3 protein-coding genes are annotated in these 11,853 nt (G+C 64.9%); all 3 read left to right on the top strand.

Annotation, left to right across the window (positions count from 1 at the left end):
* Positions 1–135 precede the first annotated feature (135 nt).
* The 3 genes from ACFWMZ_RS16590 to ACFWMZ_RS16580 all read left to right on the top strand — a co-directional run bounded on the left by ACFWMZ_RS16590 (position 136) and on the right by ACFWMZ_RS16580 (position 11,623).
* A complete protein-coding gene (locus ACFWMZ_RS16590; protein WP_383202291.1) occupies positions 136–4,182 on the top strand; it encodes a LamG-like jellyroll fold domain-containing protein in 4,047 nt (1,348 codons plus the stop codon).
* A gap of 210 nt (positions 4,183–4,392) precedes the next feature.
* Positions 4,393–11,136 (top strand): polymorphic toxin-type HINT domain-containing protein, encoded by a 6,744-nt coding sequence (locus tag ACFWMZ_RS16585; protein WP_383202216.1) that lies wholly within the window; start codon positions 4,393–4,395, stop codon positions 11,134–11,136.
* Positions 11,137–11,158: 22 nt separating this feature from the next.
* The gene (locus ACFWMZ_RS16580; RefSeq protein WP_383184194.1) at positions 11,159–11,623 is read left to right on the top strand and encodes a hypothetical protein; all 465 of its coding nucleotides are present in this window, start codon (positions 11,159–11,161) and stop codon (positions 11,621–11,623) included.
* Positions 11,624–11,853 lie beyond the last annotated feature (230 nt).

The following is an 11,853-nucleotide window of genomic DNA, read 5'->3' as shown; positions in this document are numbered from 1 at the left end:
GACGCGCCGTCGGGCGAGCCCGCGCCCGCGGCGGCGTCCGGCGCAGCACCGGTTACCGAAGAGGAGGCCCGCGCTCGCGCGAAGGCCTCCGGTGAACCGGTGGAGGTAGTCGCGCTGCGCAGTGAGAGCAGCGAGGTGTATGTCACTCCAGATGGGGATCTGGAGGCGCGCGAGTACCTGCGGCCGGTCTGGACTCGCCTCAACGGAGGCTGGGAGGCCGTGGACACCGGCCTGCGGACTACTGACGGTGGTGTGGCACCGAAGGCGTCGACGGTGGGGCTTGTCTTCTCCGGTGGTGGCGAAGAGGCGCCGTTGGTGCGGATGACGCGGTCGGGGCGGTCGATGAGTCTGTCGTGGCCGACAACGTTGCCCAAGCCTGTTCTCTCCGGTGCGGTGGCGACGTATCCGTCGGTGCTGCCTGATGTGGATCTGCGCATGACGGCTCAGGAAGACGGCTTCACACAGTTGCTCGTGGTGAAGTCAGCCGAGGCGGCGCATAGCCCAGCCCTGGAAGAGCTGAGGATGAAGCTGGCGGGGGAGGGACTGGAGCTCAGGAAGTCCGCGGAAGGCGGCCTCACGGCCGTCGACCGGGGGTCGGGGGGAGCGGTCTTCGAAGCCCCGAAGCCGATGATGTGGGACTCCAGCCCCGGTACGCCCCTCGAGGGAGCCGCCAGGACGAGAGCGTCGGAGGCGTCCTCGCAGGAGCCGGGCGCGGGAGAATCCGGCAAGCTGGCTCCGGTGGCGGTTGAGGTCGGGGCGGATCAGGACGAGCTTGTGCTGACGCCGGACGAGGACGTCCTCAAGGGCGAGGACACCGCATATCCGGTCTTCATCGACCCGCAGTGGTCCTCGCCGCAGGCCACCGCTTGGACGATGGCCTCGGACTACTGGGCGAGCAGCCCGCAGTGGAAGTTCAACGGAGCCTCCGACGCCGGGATGGGCTACTGCAACTGGATGACCTGCAATCCGGGAGACACGAAGCGGCTCTTCTACCGCGTGCCGGTCTCGAAGTTCGCCGGCAAGTCGATCCTCTCGGCCGAGTTCGTCGTGCGTAACACGCACTCGGCGTCCTGCACGAAGAAGGCCGTCGAGCTGTGGGAGACGAAGGGCATCTCTTCCTCGACGACGTGGAACACCCAGAAGGCATCAGGTTTCTGGATCAAGAAGCTCGCCACGGAGTCGTTCGCCTACGGCTACAGCGGCTGTGGCGCCAAGGACGCGGAGTTCAATGTGAAGTCGGCCGTTCAGTCGGCGGCCAACAGCAAGGACTCAACCATGACGTTCGGGCTGCGCGCGGCCAGCGAGAGTGACGCGTATGCCTGGAAGCGGTTCTCCGACAAGGCCCACCTGCGGGTGACGTACAACCGCCCGCCGCCGCAGGTGAAGATGTCGCAGCTGGTGATGGAGTACGGCGGTACCTGCAAGAAGCCGGCCAGCGCGGCCCGGGTTCGCACCCTGGGGACCATTAGGGCCAACAACGTTACCGACCCTGACGGCGACCCAGTCTCCGTGCAGTTTCAGGCCAAGTGGGACGCGGGAGACGGCAAAGGCCTGATCGCTCGCTGGTCACCCGCACGTACGTCGTCGGCGAAGTCAGGGTCGAGTTTCACGATCGGCCTCCCCAAGAGCATCCCCGAGAACAAGCAGATCCACTGGTACGCGCGAGCCTACGACGGAGCGCAGTACTCACCGTGGTCACACGCCGGAGATGCCACGGGATGCTACTTCGTCCACGACACCAAGGAGCCGAAGGCTCCCACCATCACCTCCCCCGAGTACCCGCCCTCCGATCCGCAGGACCCTCTGGACACGCCCTTCGACGGAGTGGGCCAGTACGGGAACTTCACCATCAAGGGCGCCGACACCGACGTGGTGAAGTACTGGTACGGCATCAACGCCGATCCCTCCTCGAAGAACAGCGTGACGACGTCGAAGGGCGCCGCCCAGGTGGTGAAGATGCTGCCTTCCGACCCGGGCACGAACATACTCACCGCCAAGGCCATCGACGCCTCCGGCCGCGCCAGCGAGACATACACCTACCTGTTCCGGGTGAAGGCCGGCCAGCCTGAGCGAGCAACCTGGCAACTGGACGAAGGCGCGGGAGTCCAGGCTGCACAGGGGTCGACCCCCGACCGTGTGCTGGAAGTGCAGGGTGAGCCGCAGTACGGCCTTCAGGGCGCCAAGGGCTCCGCGATCGAATTCGACGGCGTGGACGATTACGCGCAGTCGGACATCTCGGTGGTGGACACCGACCGGGGCTTCACCGTCTCCGCATGGGTGAAGCTCTCCAAGATGCCCACCAGCACCGCGACGGTGGCGATGCAACCCGGCAACAACCGGCCGGGCTTCGAGCTCTACTATTCGTCCGCCTACGAACGCTGGATCTTCAACCAGTACGAGTCGGACACCCCGGATGCCAAGATCGTTCGTGCCATGGCTCCGCAGCCCGGCGGGGTCAAGGTGGGAGAATGGCAGCACCTGGTCGGCTCCTACAACGGCTCGGAGCGCTTCATCGAGCTGTACGTCGACGGACAGCAGGTCGGGCAGGCGGATCTCCCTTCGGCCTGGAACGCGCGTCGCGGCCTGGTGTTGGGGGCCGCCTCCCATGGCGGCAAGGCCGGCAGTTTCTTCCCCGGCGCCATCGACCAGGTACAGATCTTCGACAAGCGGATCACTGCCAACGAGGTGGGCAAGCTCGGCCGCCACGAGCGGGTCGGTGATCCCGGACGTCCTGCCACCGCTGTCTTCGAGATGGACGACACCGTCGAGTCCACTGCTCTGGCCAAGGGCCTACGGGGCCAGGGCGGGGTGCTGCCGGCCGACTTCCACGGCGGCGTGACTACGGGAGTGGAGGGCGTGGCCGGTACAGCCGCCCGCTTCAACGGCACAAACGGGTACGGCCGCATCGGCAAGACCAGCGGCCCCCACGTCAACACCTCCCGCAGCTTCGCGGTGATGACCTGGGCCAAACTCGACAAGAAGCCGACCAAGGCGGCGATCATCGCAGCCCAGGCCGGGCGGGAGCGGCCCGGTTTCGAGCTCTACTACTCCGAGGCCCACAAGCGCTGGGCGTTCAACCAGTACTCTTCCGACTCCGCCGATGCCAAGGTCATCCGCGCCATGCAGCCCGACGAGTACGAGTACCGGGACGACACCTGGGTGCATCTCGCCGGCGTGCACGACGTCGTCGCCAACACGCTGACGCTCTACGTCAACGGCACGAAGGCCGGCAGCACTCCGCTCGACGGGGCCTTCTACGCCGACCAGTCGATGTTCATCGGCGCCGGGCAGTACAGCGGCGCGGTCGACAACCACTTCCCGGGCACCATCGACGACGTCCGGCTCTTCGACCGCACCGTCTCCGCGGAGGAAGTGCAGCAGGTCTACAAGCAGCGGCCCCTGGTCAAGGCCCGCTGGAAGTACGACACCGCCACGAGCACCAGCCCGGCCACCACGCCCAACGAGGTTGCCAAGGGTGCCGCTCTGACGCTCAACGGAGGAGCGAGTCTCGACGAGTTCGCGGGAGCGACCGAGACGCTCGGCGAGCTGGGGGCACTGGTCCTGGACGGGACGAGCGGTTACGCGTCGCTCAACGCCGTCCCTGTCGACACCACAGGCAGCTTCACCTTCGCTACCTGGGCACAGGCCTCGGCGACGCCGGAGAAGCCCGTCACCCTGGCCAGCGCCGACGGCACCAAGCGTGGAGCCTTCACCGTTGGCTACGTGCCTGACCCCGTCTCGCCCGACAACGGTCCCGGTCACTGGGAACTGAAGATCGGCGAGGAGGACACCACCCAGGCGACCGTGGTGAGGGTGCAGGCGGGTGAGTTCTATGACGTCGGCCTCTGGAATCACCTGACCCTGACCTACGACGGGTTCAAGCGTGAGGCCCGCCTGTACGTCAACGGCCTGCTGACCGAGATCGCCTGTGCGGACGCCGACGGGGACGGCGACGGGGACAACGCTTCCTGCGAGGACCTGGTGCCGTGGGCGGAGAACGCCCTCACCTTCAAGGCGACATCGCTCCAGATCGGACGCTCCGCCCACGACGGCTCGGACGCCGGCCGCTTCCCCGGTCTGGTCGACGACACCTGGCTCTTCCAGGGAGTACTGGACGAGGACCAGGTCGCCAAGCTCGCCGCCAGCATCTACGACATCCCGACCGTCGTGCCCGGCGACTAACACCTGACCCGCTTCCCCTGTGCGGCCGGTACCCATCCGGTCGCACAGGGGGAAGGCAGTCACCTTTCCGCATCTGCTGCCCCTTTCCGGTGTCCGCCTCTCCGCGGCTCACCATCCGATGAGAATCGAGAAGGTCTTATGCATGCCCGAACGCGCTCACGGCGCGTATCAGCTCTGCGGCGAAGAGTCGCCTTGGTGACCTCCGCGGTCATGACCGCGACCCTCCTTCAAGCCATCGTGGCCGCCCCGGCCGAGGCCGGCCAGAAACTGCCCGGCGCGGTGGAGCCGGACAAGCCCGTCGACGGCACCTCGGCCAAGAAGGTCCTCGCCCGAACGGTCGAAAAGGGGCCCAAGACACCTTTCGAGGCTCCGGCAGCCGAATGGCCACAGGCCGGCGCCGCAGTGGTCACTCTCCAGCAGCCCAGCAAAAGTGCCGGCGCACCGGTCAAGGCAAAGGGCTTGCCCCTGCGCCTGAACACGGCCAGCGAGCAGACAAGTAAGACCGCCACCGGAGGCTCCTTCGAAGCCCGGGTGCTCTCCCGGTCCGCCGCGGAAAAGGCCGGCGTCGACGGTGTCCTGTTCACCGTCGAGGCCTCCGACGCCAAGAGCGACGGCACCGTCGGCGCCTCCCTGGACTACTCCTCGTTCGCCGAGGGATACGGCGGTGGATACGGGGCTCGCCTGACCCTGGTGGAGCTTCCCGCCTGTGTCCTGGAAGCACCCGGCAAGAGTGACTGCCCGGACCCGACTCCCGTTAGCACGCAGAACGACACCGAGACACGCACCCTCACCGCACCAGCCGTCACCGTCCGAGCGGGATCGCCCACCATCCTCGCCGCTGTCGCCGACGACGAGGGAGAGACAGGCGATTACAAGGCCACCCCGCTGGCCGCCTCCTCCACCTGGAGCACCAACCTCAACACCGGTGACTTCAGCTGGTCCTACGGCTTCCCTGTGCCCTCGGTCCCCGGCGACATGACCCCCCAGGTGGGACTCTCCTACTCCTCAGGCACGATCGACGGCCGCACAGGCAACAGCAACAACCAGTCCTCCTGGGCCGGCGACGGCTTCGAATACTGGCCCGGCTCCATCGAACGCCGCTACAAGGCGTGCGCCGACGACGGCCAGAAAGCCGACGACGGCGTCAACAAGCCCGGCGACCTGTGCTGGGGCTACGACAACGCCTTCATCACCTTCAACGGCAAGGGCGGCGAACTCGTCCCCACAGGCACCAAGGACGAGTTCAAACTCCAGGACGACGACGGCACCCTCGTCACCCGACTGCGGTCCACCAACCGCGGCAACGGCGACAACGACGGCGAGTACTGGCGCGTCACCGACCCGACGGGCAACCGCTTCTACTTCGGCTACAACCGCCTCCCCGGCTGGGCCGACGGCAAAGAAACCACCGACTCGACCTGGACCGTCCCCGTCTACGGCGACGACGCTGGCGAGGAATGTCACAAGTCCACGTTCAAGGACTCCTGGTGCCAGCAAGCTTGGCGCTGGAACCTCGATTACGCCGTCGACACCCACGGCAACGCCATCGCCTACTACTACGACCAGGAGAAGAACTCCTACGGCCGCAACCTTGAGCCCAAGGACAACACCCGCTACGTCCGCGGCGGCTACCTCGACCGCATCGAGTACGGCCTCAAGTCCGACTCGATATACGGCACCAAGGCGCTGGCCAAGGTCGACTTCACCAGCTCCGAGCGCTGCATCCCGAACAGCAGCACCGACTGCTCCTCCATATCGGAGGACTCCTTCTACTGGTACGACACGCCCTGGGACATGAACTGCCCGGAGGCGAGCGACTGTGACAAGGGACGCCTCGCACCCACCTTCTGGACCCGGAAGCGCCTCACCGAGGTCACGACTCAGGTCCTCAACGGCAGCGGCTACGAGAAGGTCGACTCCTGGAAGCTCGGTCATCGCTGGGGCCAGGCCGACATCGATTACCAGCTCCTCCTGGACTCCATCCAGCGCACCGGCCATACCGCCGACACCCCGGTCACCCTGCCGAAGACCACCTTCGCCTACACCCAGCTCGAAAACCGTCTCGACAAGACCGGCGATGGCTACGCCCCTTACGTCAAGGCACGCCTGTCGACCATCGCGGACGAGTACGGCGGACAGACAGACGTCGGTTACTCCGCCCCCGTCTGCTCGCACACCTCCACCCCCAAGCCCCAGACCAACACCACCCGCTGCTTTCCCCAGATGCTCGGCGGCTCCGACACCGAACCCGTCGAAACCCACTGGTTCAACAAGTACGTCGTCACCTCTGTCACCGCTCGCGACCGCACCGGCGGCGCCCCTGACGCCGTCACCGCCTACGAGTACCTCGGCGACGCCGCCTGGCACTTCGACGACGACGAGGGCCTGACCAAGGAGAAGTACAAGACCTGGGCCCAGTGGCGCGGCTACGGCCACGTCCGCACCAAGACCGGCGGCGAGGGCGGCGCCTCCGCGGTGAAGACCCAGGAGGACACCTACTTCCTGCGCGGCATGGACGGTGACCGCACCAGTAAGGACAAGGAGAGCACCGACACCAAGAAAGTGACCGTCTCCCTCGGCGAAGGCGAGGGAGACCCCATCACCGACCACGAGTCGGCAGCCGGGCACGCCTACAAGACCGTGACCTTCTCGGGCCCCGGCGGCAAGATCCTTCACAAGACGGTGGACCGACCCTGGCACCACGAGACGGCGAAGAAGAAGCGCGACTGGGGAACCATCACCGCCAACTTCACCGGCACCTCCCACACCAAGTCCTGGACCTCCCTCGACAACGGGGCCGGCCAGAAGTGGCGCACCACGGTGACCGCCACCACCTACGACACGGTCGCCGGCCGCGTCACCAAGATCGACGACCAGGGCGACACCGCCACCACCAGCGACGACCAGTGCACCCGCACAACGTACGCCACCAACACCGAGAGCAACATCCTCACGCTTCCCTCGCGCGTGGAGACCGTCGCCGTTGCCTGCGGAACCACTCCTGACCGCAGCAAGCACGTCATGGCCGACACGCGAACCGCCTACGACGGCCTCGGCTACGGCGCAGCACCTACCAAGGGCGACCCCACGACGGTTGCCTCCATCGCCGGACATAACGGGACCACGGCCACCTACCAAGAGGCGGCAACGACCTACGACTCCCACGGACGCCAGCTCACCGCCACTGACATCAGCGCGGACGTAGCTGTCACCGAGAGCGGCACCCCCACACGCACCATCCGCAAGGACGGACTGACCAAGACCACCTTTTACACCCCCGCAACCGGCATAGCCACCACAGTCACCACCACCACCCCACCTGCCCGCGCCGGAGACGCAGCTTCCGCCCAGACCACCACCACCACGTTCGACCCGCTACGCGGCGAGCCGACCAGCCAGAAGGACACCAACGGCAAGACCAAGAACTTCACCTATGACGCCCTCGGCCGCGCCGACAAGATCTGGCTGCCCGACCGAAAGACCGGACAGGCCCCCCACTACGACTTCGACTACCGGATCGAAGAGGGAAAGATCGCAACCGTCCGCACCAGCACCCTGGACACCGACGGCAAACAAGCTGCCACCTATGAGCTCTACGACGGACTGCTCCGCCCCCGTCAGACCCAGGCCCCCGGCCCCGACGGCGGCCGCCTGCTGAGCGACACCTTCTACGACGAACGCGGCCTGAAGAGAGCGACATTCGAGCCCTACTACACCGTCGAAGCTAGCGATGGTGAGCTCTTCAAGCCCGACGAAGCTCGCAGTGTCGAATCGCAGATGCACCACACCTACGACGGGCTCAACCGCGAGACCGAATCGCGCCACATCGCCGGCAACGCGGAACCCGGCAAAGTCCTCGGCACCATCGAGACCATCCACGGAGGCGATCGCACCACGGTCATCCCTCCGATCGGCGCAAACGCCGCCACCACCCTCACCGATGCACGCGGCCGCACCACCGAACTGCGCCAGCACCACAGCCGCAACACCAGCGCAGGCGAATACGACACCACCACCTACACCCACACCCCCTCCGGTGAACTGAGCAAGGTAACCGACCCCGCAGGCAATCAGTGGACCTACACCTACGACCTCCGCGGCAACCAGACGAAGAAAACTGACCCAGACACCGGAACCACCACCTCCACCTATGACGCGCGCGACCGTCTGCTCACCACCAAGGACGCCAACGGGGACACCCTTTACCGGGTATACGACCAGCTCGGCCGACAAACCGAGCTGCGCGACGGCGACGCCACCGGCAACCTGCGTGTCTCCTGGCTCTACGACACCATCGCCGGAGCCAAGGGCCAGCTCACTTCCTCGACTCGGTACGTCGACGGCAACGCGTACACCAGCCGTATCACGCAGTACGACCCGCTCTACCGTCCGCTTCGCACCGCCATCGTCATTCCCGCATCCGAGAAAGCCCTTCAAGGGACCTACTCGGCCAGCACGCAGTACAAGCCCAACGGCGCCATCGCTGGCGTTTCCTACTCGGCCGCCGGCTCCCTGCCCGGCGGTTCCTACGCCTACACCTACGACGAGGTGCAACGGCCCATTGCCCTACTAGGTGATGGCTTCCGCACCAACACCACCTACAGCCACCTCGGCAAACCGCTCATCAGCACCTACTCCTCCACCGCCGCCGGCTCCCAAAAGGCCCAAATCACCAACAGCTACGAGCGCGGGACTCAACGCCTGGCCAGCTCACGCGTCGACCGCGAGAACGCTGTCGGGGTCGACCGCAGCAACACCTACAGCTACGACCAAGCCGGCAACGTCCTCTCCGTAGCCGGCACCTCGCGAGCCGGCACCGACACTCAATGCTTCACCTACGACCACCTGAGGCGTTTGAGTGAAGCATGGACAGAGGCCGACACCACCTGTGCCGACCAGGCCTCTCAGGAAGTGACTGGTGGTGTCGCTCCCTACTGGCACTCCTACGCCTACGACAAGACCGGCAACCGCACCTCCGAGACCCTGCACGATCTGAGCGGTGAAAGCACCAAGGACACCAAGCGCGTTTACACCTACCCCCAGGCCGGCATCTCTCAGCCCCACACCCTCACCGAAGTCAACGAGGCCGGCCCACACGGCACATCCCGGACCAGCTACGCCTACGACGCCAACGGAAACACCACCGAGCGGCTCATACGAGGCGATCGCCAGAAGCTGACCTGGGACCCCGAGGGACACCTGAGCAAGATCGCGCAACCCGTCGAAGGAAAACCCGACGACATCACCGAGTACCTCTACGACGCCGAAGGCAACCGACTGATCGAACGCGGACCGGACCGCACCACGCTCACCGTCGGCAACACCGAGCTCGTCCTGCCCAAGAACGGCAGTCAGCCGACAGCCACCCGATACCTCGACCTCGGCAATGGAAGCCAAGCCGTCCAGACCGACAACGGAAAGATCTCCTTCACCGTCGCCGACCACCTCGGCACCGGCCAACTGGCCATCACCGCCGACACCTTGGAACTCTCCGAGCGTCGCACCCTGCCCTTCGGCGGCCCTCGAGGCAACGCGACCGGCACCTGGCCAGGAACGAAGGGCTACGTCGGCGGCACCGACAACACCGACACCACAGGTCTTGTCCACCTAGGCGCCCGAGAATACGACCCGACGATCGGCCGGTTCATCTCCGCTGACCCGATCATGGATCTCTCCAGCCCCCAACAGATAAATGGCTACAGCTACAGCAGCAACAATCCCACCACCTTCTCCGACCCCTCAGGTCTCCTGGAGCAGTGCGCGGACGAAGCCTGCAACATCCGGTACCCCGTCGGCGGAAGCAAGCCCAAGCCCAAGCCCAAGCCCAAGCCCAAGGAAGACTCCGCCCCGCCCCCTTCACCCGTCGGGTCAAACATCCCAAGTATCGGCGACAAGATCCTAGGGTTCGTCAAATGGTTCTTCACGCCGGCTGCCGATAGGGAATTCTGCACAGTAGGTGGCACTTGCCAGCGAGACACCATGGGGTTCCTTGACCAAGGTAAAGGGGTAATCCACGAGTTCACTATGCCGGATAGTCAATCCTGGGAGGAATGTTGGAACGGAGAGAAGCTATCCTCGTGCGGTTGGGCCCTCGCCGATCTTCCCGGCGCCAAGACGGCGAAGGGTACGTCTAAGGCGCTGGAGAAGGTACTCGGGAAACTCCAGGAAGTATTCTCCAGATGTAGAAAGTGCTTCCTTGCGGGGACTCTAATCCTGATGGCGGGCGGGTCGTCCAAGGCCATCGAGGATGTGCAAACCGGTGACAAGGTACTAGCAACCGATCCGCTCACGGGGGAGAGCTCACCGCGCGAAGTTACCGCCACTATCATCACCGAGGATGATAAGCATTTCGTTGCCATTACCCTCTCCACGCACAAGGGTGAAGAGGAGATCACGGCAACACATGAACACCCCTTCTGGGTGGAAACAGAGAAAAAATGGATTGAAGCGGGCGAGCTCCAGCATGGCATGGAACTGCGGACGGACAGCGGAGACGTCGTATCCGTGGTCGGCACGCGCCACTACACCGAGAATGCGACGACCTACAACCTCACTATTGAGGGCATCCACACGTACTATGTGCTGGCGGGCGAGACGCCGGTCCTGGTGCACAATTCGGATGGCCTGTGTGGAACCGCGGCGCTGGAAAACGGGGACTGGCAGCACATCGTGGACCGTCACCGGCCTGGAGGTGCACTGGTGGACGATGCCGCTGGGATCTTCACCGGTAAGGCGAAGCACGTTCGCCAGCGAATAGCCGACACTATTAACCGGGGAACGCCGAAGCCTAATACGCCGGACCCTGTTACAGGCGAGGCGCGGCCTGGTCAAATCTATGAGTGGGATTTCGGCAATACTGTCGGGAGGGCGGGCCCGGCGAATGGTGGAGGAGAGCTAACGGGTGTCCGCGTAATCGTTAACGAAGGAAAAGTCGTGACGGCATTTCCGTACTAGTGATTAGCAAGCGAGGAAAAGCGTGATTCAACTCTCCTTCTGTCTCCCGGAGTCGGGTTCAGCCTGGACCAAGACCTGGGACGCTGCCAAGCGGGGCGATCCGGCCGCAATCAGCGAAATGGACCTCCGCTACAAGTGCTTTGGGGTGACTTTCGAACTGATGGTTGGCGACGTTGAGATCGTCTCAAAGAAGAGATTTGTGACTCTCGTCGACCTGGCCTTGTCTCTCTCTGGTGCGGTGAAGCGCATTTCGTCAGGTGAAGATGCCGCATTCGGTTTCACTGAAAGCGAAGAGGTGATTCATCTGTGCCAAGATGGCGATCTGGTTGCGGTGAGTTCATCGAAGCATCCAATGCGCGGAGCCGTGGAACGTGAAGAGCTCGTGGGTGAAGTGCTTAGTTTCCTTCGGGAAGCGCATTCGCGGTTGGTCGCGGAGATTCCTGGATTGTCGGAAAACCCGGTTATTCAGCGAATCTCACCGGAGTAGCCAACCCACCTTCGAGGGTGATAGGAATTGAAATATGGAGGCCCCGCTGGAGTCTTCCAGCGGGGCCTCCACGGACGTTTGACGAGAACGTCAACGGACGGTGGCTCCGCACAGCGGCGGGTCGTCATCGCGGGTCGAGGGTGCCGACGGGGCGTCACTTCGGGCGCGCGCTCGCCGGGGAAGGCCGGGCGCCACGCGCTCCGCCGTCCCCGAAAACCGGCCCCGCCCAC

The organism is Streptomyces sp. NPDC058373, assembly GCF_042723275.1.
GTDB lineage: Bacteria > Actinomycetota > Actinomycetes > Streptomycetales > Streptomycetaceae > Streptomyces.
Note: the sequence above shows the minus strand (reverse complement) of the source record. Positions and strands in the feature narration are given on the sequence as shown.